Raw genomic sequence first — 14,096 nt, 5'->3', positions numbered from 1 at the left:
ACCTCATGGCACGTCCTTCATCCCTGGCTCTGTTCTGCAAGGTCGTCGACAACTTCGGCGACATCGGCATCTGCTGGCGCCTCGCCAGGCAGCTGCAGCACGAGCATGGCATCGCGGTCACCTTGTGGGTGGACGACCTGCGCAGCTTCCACCGTATTTGTCCCGAAGTCGGGACCGACCTCGAACTGCAGCAGATTGCCGGCGTGGCGGTGCGCCACTGGCGCGACCAGGAAGGGGCGTTCGCGGCGGACGAAGTCGCGGACATCGTGATCGAGTTTTTCGGCGTCGATATTCCGCCCGGGTACATCGCCGCCATGGCGGAGCGCCGTCCCCAGCCTGTCTGGTTCAACCTGGAAGGCTTGAGCGCCGAGGAGTGGGTCGAGGGTTGCCATACCTTGCCATCGCCGCATCCTCGCCTGCCGCTGACGAAGTATTTCTTCTTCCCCGGTTTCACGAGCAAGACCGGAGGCCTGCTCCGCGAATCCGCGCTGGATGTCGAGCGCGAGCGCTTCCAGTCGGACCCGGCGGAGGTCGCATCCTTCCTGGCGCAACTGGGCGTGACGGCGGGCGAAATGGCGGCGCTCAAAGTGTCCCTGTTCTGCTATCCGCATGCACCCGTATCCGGACTGTTCGAAGCGTGGCAAGGCGGCGATTCCCCGGTCACCTGCCTGGTGCCCGAGGGCGTGGCTCCCGAGCAGGTGCAGGCCTTCCTGGGCGAGGCGGCAAAGCCGGGCGCCGTGCGCACGCGCGGCGCACTGACCGTGCGTGTGCTGCCCTTTGTCGCCCAGCCCGACTACGACCGGCTGCTGTGGGCATGCGACCTCAATTTCGTGCGCGGGGAGGATTCGTTCGTGCGCGCGCAATGGGCGCGCCGGCCCTTCATCTGGCATATCTACCCCCAGGACAAGGACCTTCACCACGTCAAGCTGCGTGCCTTCCTGGCGCGTTATGCATTTGATCTGGAAAGTTTGAACAGCCTGTCCTTGTGCTGGAACGGAGCCGTGGAAGCCGGTGACGGCTGGGCTCCGCTGTGGAAGCGCTTCGCTGACGAAATGCAAAAACTGACGGCGAGAGCGTACGAATGGGAGTGCCAGATGCTCGCAAATGGCAATTTGGCAGCGAATTTGCTGAAGTTTGAGGAGTTTGTCCGCTCAGGCAGGGCATAAAACAGGGTACAATCCGCGCTTAAATCAAGATCTGTACCGTTTGATCCGGATCAAGCGAGGGCTTGCGGCACTGCTGGCCGCTAGACGAAGACAGTTTTCAAGCAACTTATTTTTTTACGACCATTCCTATGAAATTCGCAAAAGAAGTTCGTGTTGGCAACATCATCATGGTTGATGGCAAGCCGTTCATCGTGCTGCGCTCCGACGTCAACGGTTCGAGCCGTACCGGCTTCACCTACAAGTGGAAGATGAAGAATCTTCTGACCAACGCACCGCTCGAAAGCGTGTTCCGCGGCGACGACAAGTTCGACGTCGTCGTGCTGGACAAGAAGGAAGCGACCTATTCGTATTTCGCCGACCCGCTGTATGTGTTCATGGACACCGACTACAACCAGTATGAAGTCGAAGGCGAGAACATGGGCGAGGCGCTGAACTACCTCGAAGACGGCATGACCTGCGAAGTGGTGTTCTACGACGGCAAGCCGATCTCGGTCGAACTGCCGACCACCATCGTGCGCGAAGTGACCTATACCGAGCCGGCCGTCAAGGGCGACACTTCGGGCAAGGTCATGAAGCCCGCCAAGATCTCCACCGGCTTCGAAATCCCGGTGCCGCTGTTCGTGGACATCGGCGACAAGATCGAAATCGACACCCGCACGGGCGAGTACAAGAGCCGCAGCAAGTAATCGGCCTCTTACTCGGAATGAAGCGCTGCCGGACATCCCGCAGCGCTTTTTTTATGTCTGGCGCGCGACAGACTTTGCCATGCCGGAGCCGGCCGGTATAAACTGGGCGGCGTTGCCTGAGGGGGGCCAACAGAGCGCCCGGCGATGAACAGATTTGTCTAGTACCGACAGGGAGAAAGTCGAATGAAGAATGTCCGCAGGCTGGGCCTGGCAGTGGCCGTATGCGTTCTCGCCGGTTGTTCGTCCACTGGAATCAAGCTTCCCGACTGGGTTCCCTCGTTCACCGCGTCCCAATCCGCTCCTGCGCCCGAGCCGCAGGCCAAGGTGCGCAACAACGCCGCGCCGGGCGAGCTCACGGTCAACGATGGTAGCGGAGACGTGACCATCCAGACCGTCGAATTCCGCTCCGGTACATCTTCCGCCACCGTCGAGCGCCTCGCCAGGCGGCACGGCTGCTCGGGGGCCACGGGTGCCGGGCTGATCACCGACAAGGGGCCGGTCGAGGTCTATCGGATGAAATGCGACAACGGTACGACGTTCATGGCGCAGTGCGAGCTGCGCCAGTGCCGGCCGATGCGCTGACCGGAAAGCTCACATCGCCTCCCGGATGCGCGCAATGCGCTCCGCGGCGGACGGATGGCTGGACAGATAGGGCGGGGAACCGCCCTTTTCCTTTTCCGCTTTTTCCAGCGCTTCGAAAACGCGCGCCAGCGCCGCTGGACTGATGCCGTTCTTCTTCAGCATTGCAATCGCATAATCGTCCGCTTCGCGCTCGGCGTCGCGGGAATACTTCAGGTCCAGCATCGCGGTCGGAATATTGGCAAGCAGCGCCGATACATCCCCGAACAAGGTCGTCGCGAATATGCCGATGATCGATCCCTGGATCACGCGCCGCGTCAGGTGGCGCTCGTGCAGGTGTCCCAGTTCATGTGCAAGGATGGCGACGACCGCCTCATCGCCGCCAGCGAGATGCACGATCTCGTCCGTCAGCACGATCTGTCCGGAGGGCAGTGCAAATGCGTTGGGACCGACGCGGCTCTTGCGGAAGACAAGTTCATGGTGCGGCGCGCCGTCCAGCGGCGGAACCAGGGACATGAAACGCTCGCGGATCGCTTGCTGGCGCTCCGGCGGGAGCGACGACGCCGACAGCATCCGCTTGTCGAGGAAGGCCAGTGCCTCACGGCCGATCGATCGTTCCGCGCTGACCGGCAGTGCCTTCGCTGCAAGATTGGCGGCGGCCGGCAGCACATAGACATAGCCGACGATCAGGATTGCGGCAGTCGCGCAAAGCGCCGCCAGCGTGCCGCGCCAGCTTTGCTGCAGCCTGACCACCAGTGAATCCCGGTGTCTCGTGTCCAGGAGCATCGCGTCGAATGCCGTGGCATCGAGGATTTCCAGGTAGGCGCCGTCGGGAAAGCTCACCTTCCTTTGTCCGTGGCTCAGGCGCTCGGAGACGCGGAGCTCGGCCAACGGGCATTCGCGGTCCGCGTCGCCGGTGAGTACGGCTAACTGGCCGTTCACCGCAAGCCTGACGGCATGACGGCGCGAGGACTTTCCGTCGAAGTAGTAGGCGGGAACGCTCATGCCGGCGCCTCTTCACAGCGACAGGTCGAAGTCGAGCAGATCGGCCACGCCTTCTCCGGTGGCGGAAGCGTTTTCGTGTGCGGCAGCGATGACATCGTCCAGGCTGCCGCCGGGAAGCAGGGTCAGCGATTCGATCCGGTATTTCATCGCCCGGACCTGCGCAAACGGAATGAACAGGCCCAGGGTGAGCACGATGCCAAGCAGGTTGGTCGCGGTGATCCAGGCCATTCTGCGCATGCCGATGTTGGATGCGAAACGGTGCTTGCCCAGGCGCGTGTTGTTCCAGACGAGATTCTGGACCATTGTGTGGAGCAGGGGCAGCAGCAGGAACACCCAGGCGTACAGCGTCAACACGAAGATTGCGATCAGTCCGAGCGTCGCGGGATTGACCGAGGCAGCGCGAGTCCTGGCGATGGCGGCGAGCGGCGCGCCGAATACCATGCCAATGGCAAACATCCCGCAAAAGGCGAGGACAAAGACAATCAGGTAGATCTTGTAAAAGCCGCCCGCGCCCGCGTGGAAGGAAAACGCGTTGCCGCCGAAACGGCTGTGTTCGTGCTGGAATTTCTTGATGCGCTGGTGCGTGAGCGGCGCCAGTAGATAGAGGGTAAGTCCCGACAGGATGGGCAGCAGCAGGTAGACGAAATAAGCTTTGCGTGCGGTGCCGCCGAAGCCGAAGCGGATGCCGCGGTAACTCGAATTGCCGAGCTTGAACTGCAGGCTTTTCCAGATCAGCCAGGGAAACAGCAGGCCAAGCACGAGTAGCGCGATGCCGCCGGCGACTTCCGAAACCATGCCCGCGATGGTGTAGGCGCCGAAGAACAGCAGCGCGACGATTCGGCCACGCAGGATGGAGGCCGGGGTGCCGTGATAGTCGAAGCTGCTGCCCGCGAGGACCGTGTTGTCATAGAAGTAGCGGGTCCGGCGCACCTTCGCCCAGGCCGAATAGATGCCCAGCGTGACCACGGTGAGGAAAAGGTTGACGATCCATATCCGGAGGTACTCGCTGCCGCTGCCGGTGAATTTGAAGCGTTGCGTTGCGAGTGTCGGTGCCGCGGGGAATTCGGTTGCGGCGAGCAGTTCGTCGGGATTCATCATGCGTCCTCTCCTTGTTGGAAATATTGCCTTTCATGCAATCCCGGGAGAGTGACTTGTTGTTGAGAAATTGTCAATCCATCGAGCAAAAAAATGGCACAGTCGCCTGTGCCATTCCTAGCGATGCGAGGGCTTGTTATGCGTCTTTCGCTACCTCGAGGATCAGCTTGCCGAAGTTCTTCCCTTCGAACAGCATGAGCAGCGCTTCCGGGAACTGGTCGAGGCCTGCGACGATGTCTTCACGTGTCTTGAAGCTCCCTTCCTTCATCCACTTTGCCATTTCGGCCACGCCGAGGTGGTAGCGGTCGGCATAGTCGAACACCACGATGCCTTCCATGCGCGCACGGTTCACCAGCAGCGAGAGGTAGTTGGCCGGGCCCTTGACCGGGGTGGTGTTGTTGTACTGCGAGATGGCGCCGCAAATGATGATGCGCGCCTTCATGGTGATGCGGGTCAGCACATCGTCGAGGATGTCGCCGCCGACGTTGTCGAAATAGACGTCCACGCCCTTGGGGCAATGCTTCTTCAAGCCTTCGCGCACGGACTCGTTCTTGTAATCGATGCACGCGTCGAAGCCGAGTTCGTTGACCACGAAATCGCACTTGTCCTTGCCGCCGGCGATGCCGACCACGCGGCAGCCCTTGTGCTTGGCGACCTGGCCGACCGTCTGACCGACGGCGCCCGCGGCGCCCGATACGACGACAGTCTCGCCGGCCTTGGGCTGCCCGACTTCGAGCAGGCCGAAGTAGGCCGTCATGCCGGGCATGCCCAGCGCATTCAGGTACTTGGGCAGCGGCGCCGCTTTCGGATCGACCTTGTAGAACCCGGCGGTCTTGTCGTCGGCCGGGCCGGCCCAGTATTCCTGCACGCCGATCCCGCCGGAGACATAGTCGCCCACGGCGAATTTCGGCGACTTCGATGCGACCACCTTGCCAATGCCGCCGGCGCGCATGACTTCATCGATCCCCACGGGGCGGATGTAGGACTTGCCCTCGTTCATCCAGCCGCGCATGGCGGGGTCGAGCGAGAGGTACAGCGTCTTGACGAGGATCTCGCCGTCGGCGATATCGCGCACCGGCTCTGAAGTGAAATTCCAGTCGCTGCGCTTGGGTGTGCCTACGGGGCGCGCGGCCAGGCGGAACTGCCGGTTCGTCAGGGTAGTTGCGGTCATCATGTCTCCTTCATGGATTGGTTAGGCAATTCATCATACACGAAATTGAACGGTCGTTCTTTTTTGCAAAAGTGTAACAGTTTCAAACATTCCCCAAATCATCGGAACTTTCCATACGACATGCTGACCAAGTGAGGAGCCGCAACATTGCTGCGGCTTAACAGTGGGGAGGCCGGAGTCTTGGCTCGGATTCCTGCAGCGCAAACGCAGTTCAAGTGTTGCCACGTTTTCGATGCGATGGGAATGCTGATGGCGTTTTCATGACATCGAAAACCGTTTTTAACTTACGCACTATTTTTTGGAGATAACATGCTTCGTTCCGAAACGCTCTTTGGCAAGCGCGATACCAACACGCCAAATTCGCCCCTCAGCACCGCCAGCGGCATCGTCCCGACCGGTACCTCGGGTATCTCCAAGCCGATTACCACCCCCGCTACCGACACCACTGCCAGCACCAACGAAGGCGGCAGCAAGCTGATCGTCGGACCGAATATCAAGCTCAAGGGCGTTGAGATCACCGACTGCGACACGCTGGTTGTCGAAGGCCGTGTCGAAGCCACCATCGATTCCCGCGTCATCCAGATCGCCGAGCGTGGCGCCTTCAAGGGTTCCGCCGAGATCGACATCGCCGAGATCCACGGCGAATTCGACGGCGAGCTGACCGTGCGCCAGAAGCTGGTCATCTACTCGACCGGCAAGGTCTCCGGCAAGGTCCGCTACGGCAAGGTCGTCATCGAAGAGGGCGGCCAGCTCGCCGGCGACATCCAGGTCGGCACCGCCGCTGCTGCCAACAAGGGGCTGTCCGTCGCCAAGGTTGGCTGATCGATACTGAACAAAAATGAAATGGGGGCGCCCGCCGGCGTCCCGCTGACCCGGATATCGCGAACGCGACTCCGGGTTTTTTGTTTGACGGTGCGCGGCGTGCGACAATAGCGCCTTTCGCCTGCAGCAACACCATCATGACCACGACGCACCCGGAATACATCCTCACCCTGTCCTGCCCTGACCACCGCGGCATCGTCCATCGCGTGTCCGGCTTCCTTGCCGAGCACGGCTGCAACATCATCGACTCGGCGCAGTTCGGCGACGCGCAATCGAAGCTGTTCTTCATGCGCGTGCACTTCGCGGCGGAAGATCCGGCGGTCGGCGACGCGCAACTGCGTGCGGATTTCGACATCGTGGCCAAGGAATTGCGCATGGATGCGCAGCTGCACGACGCGCACAAGAAACCGCGCGTCATGCTCATGGTGTCGAAGATCGGCCACTGCCTGAACGACCTGCTGTTCCGCTACAAGAGCGGCCTGCTGCCCGTCGAAATTCCGGCCATCGTTTCGAACCACACGGATTTCTACCAGCTCTCGGCGAGCTACAACATTCCTTTCCACCACCTGCCGCTGGCGACCGGTGCATCCGCCGAGGCCAAGCGCCTGCAGGAAGAGCGCATCCTGGAAATCGTCAGGGCCAACGACATCGACCTCGTGGTGCTGGCGCGCTACATGCAGATCCTGTCGCCGCAGATGTGCGAAGCGCTCAAGGGCAAGGCAATCAACATCCACCATTCCTTCCTGCCGAGCTTCAAGGGAGCCAAGCCGTATTACCAGGCGCATGACCGCGGCGTGAAGCTGATCGGCGCCACCGCGCATTTCGTCACAAGCGATCTGGATGAGGGGCCGATCATCGAGCAGGACGTCGAGCGGGTCGACCATTCGATGGAGCCGGACATGCTTACGGCGATCGGCCGCGATGTGGAGTGCGTGGTGCTGGCACGCGCGGTGAAGTGGTTTGTCGAGCACCGCATCCTGTTGAACGGGCACAAGACGGTCGTATTCAAGTAACTTGGCTTTGGGGTGCATGGTGGGTTTCGCTGCGCTCTACCCACCCTACCGTCCACTATAAAGAACCGTAGGGTGGGTAGAGCGAAGCGAAACCCACCATGCAATTAAAGAACCGTAGGATGGCTTGAGCGCAGCGAAACCCGCCAAGCGCATTCGCTATGCCTGCGCCAACACCCGTTTGAGCCACACGCCGATATCCGCGATCTCTTCCTCGCACACCGAGTGCGGCATCGCGTATTCATGCCATTCCACCTTATACCCCAGCGCCTGCAGGAAATCGCGCGACATCTCGGCCCGGTCGAACGGGACAATGGGGTCGCTCGTGCCGTGGGCAAGGAAGATCGGGGTGTCGTGGTTGGCGGAGTGGCGCTCCGTCGAGAGTCTTTGATGGATGGGCAGGTAGCCCGAGAGGCCGAGCAGGCCGGCGAGCTTTTCCGGGTGGCGCAGCCCGGTCTGCAGCGTCATCGCACAGCCTTGCGAGAAGCCGGCGAGGATGATGCGCGAAGCCGGGATGCCGCGCGCCTTTTCGCGCGCGATCAGTTCCTCCACGAGTAGCTGCGATTTGCGCAGGCCGGCTTCGTCTTCGCGGTTGGCGATGTCCGTTCCGAGGATGTCGTACCACGCCCGCATCACGTAACCATAGTTGATGGTCACAGGCATGGTCGGCGCGTGCGGGAACACGAAGCGGATCGCGGGGCAGCCGGTGAGATCGAGCTCGCGCACGATGGGCACGAAGTCGCTGCCGTCAGCGCCGAGTCCGTGCAGCCAGATGACCGCAACTGTCGGGTTCGGGCCGGTTTCGATCTCGATGGATTCCAGGCTGGGCGTCGTCATGTCATTTCTGGCCATGTCACTTCTGACGTATCGCCGACTTGGGGCGGAATGCCTTGCAGACGGCTTCGCTGGTCTCGATGTACGGGCCGCCGATCAGGTCAATGCAATACGGCACCGCGGCAAAGATGCCGGGAACCACCTGCTTGCCGTCGGCATCCTTCAGGCCTTCCAGCGTCTCCTTGATGGATTTCGGCTGGCCCGGAAGGTTCATGATGAGGGCGGCGCGGTCCGCGGTTTCGCGGATGACGGCGACCTGGCGCGAGAGGATGGCGGTCGGCACGAACTTCAGGCTGATCTGGCGCATCTGCTCGCCGAAGCCCGGCATTTCCTTCGTTCCCACGGCCAGCGTCGCTTCCGGCGTGACGTCGCGCCGCGCCGGTCCGGTGCCGCCAGTGGTCAGGACCAGGTCGCATCCGACCTCGTCCACCAGTTCGACCAAGGCCTTTTCGATCAGCGCGCGATCGTCGGGAATCAGGCGGGTTTCCATGCGCCACGGGCTCGTCAGTGCTGCGCTGAACCAGTCGCGCAGGGCAGGGATGCCCTGGTCTTCATACACGCCGCTGGAGGCCCGGTCGGAAATCGATACCAGGCCGATCAGAAGTTCGTCGGGATTATTCTTCGTCGGCATCGTCGTGCTGTACGTCATCCGCCGCAGCACCTTTGGACTGCTGCTGCAGCTGTTTGAGGATCTGGAAAATCTCGCGGTAAGCCTTGGGCGGCTTGCTTTCCGCCTGCTCCTTGCGGGCGTTGCGGATCAGCGTGCGCAGCTGCTGCACGTCGGCCTCGGGGAAGTCGGCCTTCAGCTCGGTCAGCGCCTTGTCGTCGGCCAGCAGCTTTTCGCGGCGGCGTTCCAGTGCATGCATTGCGGCAGTCTCTGCCTTGGAGGCGCCTTTCCAGCTGTCGATCACTGTCTGGATGGCGGCGACTTCGTCCTCTTCCAGCGTGCGCATCTTCTTGCCGACGTATTGCATCTGGCGGCGCCGGCCTTCATGGTCCTTGATCTTCTGGCATTCCAGGATCGCGTCGCGCACGTCCTCCGGCATCGGCACGCGCATGACGCGGTCCTTGGGCTGCGAAACGAGTTCCTCGCCCAGTTCCTGCAGGGCGGTCATTTCGCGTTTGAGCTGGGACTTGGAGGGGCGGTCGTACTTTTGTTCGAATTCGTCGGAGCGGAAGCCGACGCCGCCGCTGCCGCGGTTGGGATTAACCATGATGAATCAAAGCCATTCTGTAAACGACTGCTATGATAACCGTTTTAGCCACTTCCAAAAGAACAAGCTCATGAGCAATCCCGTATTTACCTATAGCCAGGACCAGCTGAAACAGATCGCGCAGGACGTCCTGCGTTTCGCCAGGGAAAAAGGCGCGTCGGACGCCTCCGTGGAGATCAGCGAAGGCAACGGCCTGGCGGTAACGGTGCGCAAGGGCAAGATCGAGACCATCGAGCAGAACAAGGACAAGGGCATCGGCGTCACGGTGTACCTCGGCGAGGAACGCCACGTTCGCCGCGGCAACGCGAGCACCTCGGATTTTTCCGCCAAGTCCCTGCAGGATACGGTCGAGGCGGCTTACAACATCGCGCGCTTCACGGCCGAGGATGATTGCGCCGGGTTGCCCGACGAGGAAACCCTGGAGATGGACCCGCGCGACCTGCAACTGTTCTACCCGTGGCAGCTTTCCACGGAAGAGGCGGTCGATATCGCGACGCGCTGCGAGGCGGCGGCCTTCGCCGTCGACAAGCGCGTGACCAACAGCGAAGGGGCGAGCGTCTATGCGCAGCAGTCCCATTTTGTCTCGGCCAACAGCCGCGGTTTCATGGGCGGCTATCCGTACTCGCGCCATACCATCTCGGTCGCGCCGATTGCCGGCAAGGGTGGCAGCATGCAGCGCGACGACTGGTATTCCTCCACGCGCGACCCGAACCGGCTGGCGCGCGCCGAAGACGTCGGCCGCTATGCGGCGGAACGTGCGCTCGCCAGGCTCAACGCCCGCAAGCTGGACACGCGCAAGTGCCCGGTGCTGTTCGAGGCGCCGCTGGCCGCCGGCCTGCTCGGCGCCTTCGTGCAGGCGGTGTCGGGTGGCGCCTTGTACCGCAAGTCCACCTTCCTGCTCGATTCCCTCGGCAAGCAAGTCTTTGCGCCCCACATCCAGATCGTTGAAGACCCGCACGTCATCGGGGCCGTCGGTTCCGCGCCGTTCGACGAAGAGGGCGTCAGGACCGGCAAGCGCGATGTGGTGAAGGATGGCGTGGTGCAGGGCTACTTCCTGTCCACCTACTCGGCGCGCAAGCTGGGCATGAAGACCACCGGCAATGCCGGCGGCTCGCACAACCTGTCCCTCATGTCCGAACTCACGCAGAAGGGCGACGACTTCAAGGCCATGCTGAAGAAGCTCGACACCGGCCTGCTGGTGACGGAGCTGATGGGCCAGGGCGTCAACTATGTGACCGGCGACTATTCGCGCGGCGCATCGGGCTACTGGGTGGAGAAGGGCGTCATCCAGTATCCGGTGGAAGAGATCACCATCGCGGGCAACATGAAGGACATGTTCCAGCAGATCGTCGCCATCGGTGCCGATACGCTGATCCGCGGCACCAAGGAAACCGGCTCGATCCTGATCGAGAGCATGACCGTCGCCGGCAACTGACACGCCCGGAGAGCTCACGCGCCAAAAAAGAACAGCCCCCGAAGGGGCTGCTCAGAAAGGGATGCCGGGGGGCAGACGATCACGCCGTCTTGCTGCTGATCGGCATGTGCGCTTCCGTCTGGTCGAGCACCTCTTCCGGGTTCTCGGCTTCCTCGACGGTTTCATTATTCAGGTGCTGGTGCATCTTCTCGACGTCCAGGTCGCCGGTCCACTTGCCGACCACCACGGTGGCCACGCCATTGCCGATCAGGTTGGTCAGCGCTCGGGCTTCGGACATGAAGCGGTCGATGCCGAGGATCAGCGCCAGGCCGGCGACGGGAACGCCGCCCACGGCCGACAGGGTGGCCGCCAGCACGATGAAACCGCTGCCGGTGATGCCGGCCGCGCCCTTGGACGTCAGCAGCAGCACGGCGAGCAGGGTCAACTGCTGGGTCAGCGACATCGGCGTGTCGGTAGCCTGGGCGATGAACACGGCGGCCATGGTCAGGTAGATCGAGGTGCCGTCCAGGTTGAACGAGTAACCGGTCGGGATGACGAGGCCGACGACCGACTTCTTCACGCCCAGGTTTTCCATCTTGGCCATCATGCGCGGGAGCACCGACTCGGAAGAGGAAGTGCCGAGCACGATGAGCAGTTCTTCCTTGATGTACTTGATGAACTTCCAGATCGAGAAACCGTGGATGAGCGCGATCAGGCCGAGGACGGCGAAGATGAACACCAGGCAGGTCAGGTAGAAGGTGCCCATCAGCTTGCCCAGCGAGAGCAGGCTGCCGACGCCGTACTTGCCGATGGTGAAGGCCATCGCGCCGAATGCGCCGACCGGGGCCGCCTTCATGATGATGCCGACGATGCTGAACAGGACGTGCGAGGACTTCTCGATGAAGTCGAACACCAGCGTGCCGCGGCCGCCGAACTTGTGCAGCGCGAAACCGAACATCACGGAGAACAGCAGGACCTGCAGGATGTCACCCTTGGCAAACGCGTCGAACACGCTGGTCGGGATGATGTTCATCAGGAATTCGGTGGTGCTCTGCATCTTGCCCGGTGCGGTGTAGGCCGCGATGCTCTTGGTGTCGAGCGAGGCCGGATCGACATGCATGCCGGCGCCGGGCTGGACCAGATTGACGATCACGAGGCCGACCACCAGGGCGATGGTGCTGACGATTTCAAAGTAGAGCAGTGCGAGGCCGCCGGTCTTGCCGACCTGCTTCATGTCTTCCATGCCCGCGATGCCGACGACCACCGTGCAGAAGATGATCGGCGCGATGATCATCTTGATCAGCTTGATGAAGGCATCGCCGAGCGGCTTCATCTCCGCGCCGAGCGACGGATAGAAGTGGCCGAGCAGGATGCCGATGACGATCGCGGTCACGACCTGCACGTACAGCGATTGGTAAAGGGGTTTCTTTCCCGTGTGTTGCATGTGTTGCTTCTCCGTGTGAGTGGGCTGCATGCGCACCTGGCTTTGCGCAGAAGGTTCGCATTGTCGTGATGCAGACCTGCAGGGACAATTGTGGACATCCACACGCATGTCAAATGAGAAAACCCACCAATCGTTGATCCCGGTTGTTGTGTCATTCACCGAATCCGTTTATCAGTTCGGCATGCTGCAAAAGATGTCGGCGCGATGATGACGCCGATGCATGAAATTCTCTACGTGGTACTACCTAAGCACTATCACCGGTGCGTGCAATTTTATTTGTGGTTTGCGTACCTCCGCTCCTAGAATCGTCGATGCTCTTTATCCCGCCTTATACGCAGGTGACAAGGCGCTATCAACAATTCAGCGTTCAATCCAACTAGGAGACGAAATGGAACGTCGTTCGTTCATGAAGAAGGCGGCCGCGGGCGCCGCTGTCGGTGCTGTCGCAGCGCCGGCCATCGCCCAATCCCTCCCCACCATCAACTGGCGCCTTGCGTCGAGCTTCCCGAAGTCGCTCGACACCATCTACGGGGCAGCTGAAACTTTCTCCAAGCGCGTCTCGGCGCTCACCGGCGGCAAGTTCAACATCCGCGTGTTCGCCGGCGGTGAAATCGTCCCGGCGCTGCAGGTGATGGATGCCGTGCAGGCAGGTACGGTCGAGATGGGCCACACCGCTTCCTACTACTACTTCGGCAAGGATCCGACGTTCGCATTCGACGGCGTGGTTCCGTTCGGCCTGAATTCGCGCCAGCAGACCGCATGGTGGGACCAGGGCGGCGGACGCGACCTGACCCGCGAGTTCTATCGTGACTACGGCATCATCAACTTCATGGGCGGCAACACCGGCGCGCAAATGGGCGGCTGGTTCCGCAAGGAAGTGAAGACCGTGGCGGAGCTGAACGGCCTGAAGATGCGTATCGGCGGTTTCGCCGGCCGCGTGATGCAGCGCCTCGGCCTGGTGCCGCAGCAGATCGCCGGCGGCGACATTTATCCGGCCCTGGAAAAGGGCACGATCGATGCCGCGGAATGGATCGGTCCGTACGACGACGAGAAGCTCGGCTTCTTCAAGGTGGCACCGTACTACTACACTCCGGGCTGGTGGGAAGCCGGCCTGCAGGTGTCGTTCTACATCGGCATCAAGGAATGGGAAAAGCTGCCGAAGGAATATCAGGCAGCCATCGAGGCCGCTTCCTACGAATCGCACGTTGTCATGCAGGCCGAGTATGACGCGAAGAACCCCGCTTCCCTGGCACGCCTGCTGAAGAATGGCGTGAAGCTGCGCCAGTTCTCCAAGGAGATCATGGATGCATGCTCCAAGGCAGCCAACGAGGTGATGGAAGAAGAAGCCTCGAAGAACGCCAAGTTCAAGAAGATCTACGAACCGTGGAAGCGCTTCCGCCAGGACCAGAACCAGTGGGCCTCGGTCGCCGAGTTGCCGCTGCAGAACTACATGGTCACCCGCAAGTAAGCGTGGCCAGGCAATAAGCTTCCAGTCGAACCCATCGCGTGCACGCGCGATGGGTTTTTTTTCGTCAGCAAAACATCGTGCGCGAGGTGAACCGGCCGGGTTTCGCGTTGCCTAAATTTTAGTCAAATCGGCATGCGTCCTGCGAATGTTTCCAAAACATGCGAGTATTGCTCGTTGCACGATTTTTC

14 protein-coding genes are annotated in these 14,096 nt (G+C 61.5%); 7 read left to right on the top strand and 7 right to left on the bottom strand.

All coding sequences use genetic code 11. From position 1 onward, the window contains the following. Positions 1-5: 5 nt before the first annotated feature. The 3 genes from earP (at position 6) to VFF99_RS13210 (ending at position 2,434) form a co-directional block, all read left to right on the top strand. Positions 6-1,166: an elongation factor P maturation arginine rhamnosyltransferase EarP gene (earP, locus tag VFF99_RS13220; protein WP_325018608.1), complete on the top strand. Its 1,161-nt coding sequence runs from the start codon at positions 6-8 to the stop codon at positions 1,164-1,166. A 128-nt stretch (positions 1,167-1,294) separates the two neighbouring features. Further along, entirely contained in the window at positions 1,295-1,852 is a 558-nt protein-coding gene (gene efp / locus VFF99_RS13215; protein WP_325018602.1) for an elongation factor P, read from the top strand. Positions 1,853-2,035: 183 nt separating this feature from the next. Continuing rightward, complete coding sequence (locus tag VFF99_RS13210; protein WP_325018600.1) at positions 2,036-2,434, top strand: hypothetical protein; 399 nt, start codon at positions 2,036-2,038, stop codon at positions 2,432-2,434. Between the two features lie 9 nt (positions 2,435-2,443). Here VFF99_RS13210 and VFF99_RS13205 read toward each other — a convergent pair whose 3' ends face one another. The 3 genes from VFF99_RS13205 to VFF99_RS13195 all read right to left on the bottom strand — a co-directional run bounded on the left by VFF99_RS13205 (position 2,444) and on the right by VFF99_RS13195 (position 5,702). Then, on the bottom strand, positions 2,444-3,436 hold the full coding sequence (locus VFF99_RS13205; RefSeq protein ID WP_325018598.1) for a M48 family metallopeptidase: 993 nt from the start codon (positions 3,434-3,436) through the stop codon (positions 2,444-2,446). A gap of 12 nt (positions 3,437-3,448) precedes the next feature. After that, positions 3,449-4,534 (bottom strand): YjgN family protein, encoded by a 1,086-nt coding sequence (locus VFF99_RS13200; protein WP_325018596.1) that lies wholly within the window; start codon positions 4,532-4,534, stop codon positions 3,449-3,451. 133 nt (positions 4,535-4,667) lie between these two features. Next, the gene (locus VFF99_RS13195; protein ID WP_325018606.1) at positions 4,668-5,702 is read right to left on the bottom strand and encodes an NADP-dependent oxidoreductase; all 1,035 of its coding nucleotides are present in this window, start codon (positions 5,700-5,702) and stop codon (positions 4,668-4,670) included. Between the two features lie 309 nt (positions 5,703-6,011). On the opposite strand from VFF99_RS13195, the gene VFF99_RS13190 reads away from it, so the two are divergent. Further along, positions 6,012-6,524, top strand: coding sequence for a polymer-forming cytoskeletal protein (locus VFF99_RS13190; RefSeq protein WP_325018594.1), 513 nt, complete (start codon positions 6,012-6,014; stop codon positions 6,522-6,524). Positions 6,525-6,661: 137 nt separating this feature from the next. Continuing rightward, positions 6,662-7,537 (top strand): formyltetrahydrofolate deformylase, encoded by an 876-nt coding sequence (gene purU / locus VFF99_RS13185; RefSeq protein WP_325018592.1) that lies wholly within the window; start codon positions 6,662-6,664, stop codon positions 7,535-7,537. 156 nt (positions 7,538-7,693) lie between these two features. Here the strand turns inward: purU and VFF99_RS13180 are convergent, their stop codons facing one another. The 3 genes from VFF99_RS13180 to yjgA are packed head-to-tail and all read right to left on the bottom strand — an operon-like array spanning position 7,694 to position 9,582. After that, complete coding sequence (locus VFF99_RS13180) at positions 7,694-8,371, bottom strand: alpha/beta hydrolase (RefSeq protein WP_325018591.1); 678 nt, start codon at positions 8,369-8,371, stop codon at positions 7,694-7,696. A 16-nt stretch (positions 8,372-8,387) separates the two neighbouring features. Continuing rightward, complete coding sequence (mog, locus tag VFF99_RS13175; protein WP_325018604.1) at positions 8,388-8,999, bottom strand: molybdopterin adenylyltransferase; 612 nt, start codon at positions 8,997-8,999, stop codon at positions 8,388-8,390. Beyond that, positions 8,983-9,582, bottom strand: a complete 600-nt coding sequence (gene yjgA, locus VFF99_RS13170) for a ribosome biogenesis factor YjgA (protein WP_325018588.1) — start codon at positions 9,580-9,582, stop codon at positions 8,983-8,985. The genes mog and yjgA overlap by 17 nt, the downstream gene beginning before the upstream one ends. Positions 9,583-9,652: 70 nt before the next feature. On the opposite strand from yjgA, the gene pmbA reads away from it, so the two are divergent. Beyond that, positions 9,653-11,017: a metalloprotease PmbA gene (gene pmbA, locus VFF99_RS13165; protein ID WP_325018586.1), complete on the top strand. Its 1,365-nt coding sequence runs from the start codon at positions 9,653-9,655 to the stop codon at positions 11,015-11,017. Between the two features lie 79 nt (positions 11,018-11,096). Here pmbA and VFF99_RS13160 read toward each other — a convergent pair whose 3' ends face one another. After that, positions 11,097-12,440 carry a dicarboxylate/amino acid:cation symporter gene (locus VFF99_RS13160; protein ID WP_325018584.1) on the bottom strand — a complete coding sequence of 448 codons (1,344 nt, stop codon included), beginning with the start codon at positions 12,438-12,440 and terminating at the stop codon, positions 11,097-11,099. 388 nt (positions 12,441-12,828) lie between these two features. On the opposite strand from VFF99_RS13160, the gene VFF99_RS13155 reads away from it, so the two are divergent. Further along, complete coding sequence (locus VFF99_RS13155; RefSeq protein WP_325018582.1) at positions 12,829-13,908, top strand: TRAP transporter substrate-binding protein; 1,080 nt, start codon at positions 12,829-12,831, stop codon at positions 13,906-13,908. Positions 13,909-14,096 lie beyond the last annotated feature (188 nt).

Origin of the sequence: Noviherbaspirillum sp. (assembly GCF_035654295.1) — a bacterium.
In the GTDB taxonomy this organism is placed as follows: Bacteria; Pseudomonadota; Gammaproteobacteria; order Burkholderiales; family Burkholderiaceae_D; genus Noviherbaspirillum.
The sequence above is the reverse complement of the archived record's forward strand: the minus strand, read 5'-3'. Positions and strand labels throughout refer to the sequence as shown.

Coding starts and splice junctions, on each gene's coding strand:
- VFF99_RS13155 (WP_325018582.1), top strand. CDS start 12,829: ATGGAACGTCGTTCGTTCATGAAGAAGGCGGCCGCGGGCGCCGCTGTC.
- VFF99_RS13190 (WP_325018594.1), top strand. CDS start 6,012: ATGCTTCGTTCCGAAACGCTCTTTGGCAAGCGCGATACCAACACGCCA.
- VFF99_RS13195 (WP_325018606.1), bottom strand. CDS start 5,702: ATGACCGCAACTACCCTGACGAACCGGCAGTTCCGCCTGGCCGCGCGC.
- yjgA (WP_325018588.1), bottom strand. CDS start 9,582: ATGGTTAATCCCAACCGCGGCAGCGGCGGCGTCGGCTTCCGCTCCGAC.
- pmbA (WP_325018586.1), top strand. CDS start 9,653: ATGAGCAATCCCGTATTTACCTATAGCCAGGACCAGCTGAAACAGATC.
- VFF99_RS13180 (WP_325018591.1), bottom strand. CDS start 8,371: ATGACGACGCCCAGCCTGGAATCCATCGAGATCGAAACCGGCCCGAAC.
- purU (WP_325018592.1), top strand. CDS start 6,662: ATGACCACGACGCACCCGGAATACATCCTCACCCTGTCCTGCCCTGAC.
- VFF99_RS13205 (WP_325018598.1), bottom strand. CDS start 3,436: ATGAGCGTTCCCGCCTACTACTTCGACGGAAAGTCCTCGCGCCGTCAT.
- mog (WP_325018604.1), bottom strand. CDS start 8,999: ATGCCGACGAAGAATAATCCCGACGAACTTCTGATCGGCCTGGTATCG.
- VFF99_RS13210 (WP_325018600.1), top strand. CDS start 2,036: ATGAAGAATGTCCGCAGGCTGGGCCTGGCAGTGGCCGTATGCGTTCTC.
- VFF99_RS13200 (WP_325018596.1), bottom strand. CDS start 4,534: ATGATGAATCCCGACGAACTGCTCGCCGCAACCGAATTCCCCGCGGCA.
- efp (WP_325018602.1), top strand. CDS start 1,295: ATGAAATTCGCAAAAGAAGTTCGTGTTGGCAACATCATCATGGTTGAT.
- earP (WP_325018608.1), top strand. CDS start 6: ATGGCACGTCCTTCATCCCTGGCTCTGTTCTGCAAGGTCGTCGACAAC.
- VFF99_RS13160 (WP_325018584.1), bottom strand. CDS start 12,440: ATGCAACACACGGGAAAGAAACCCCTTTACCAATCGCTGTACGTGCAG.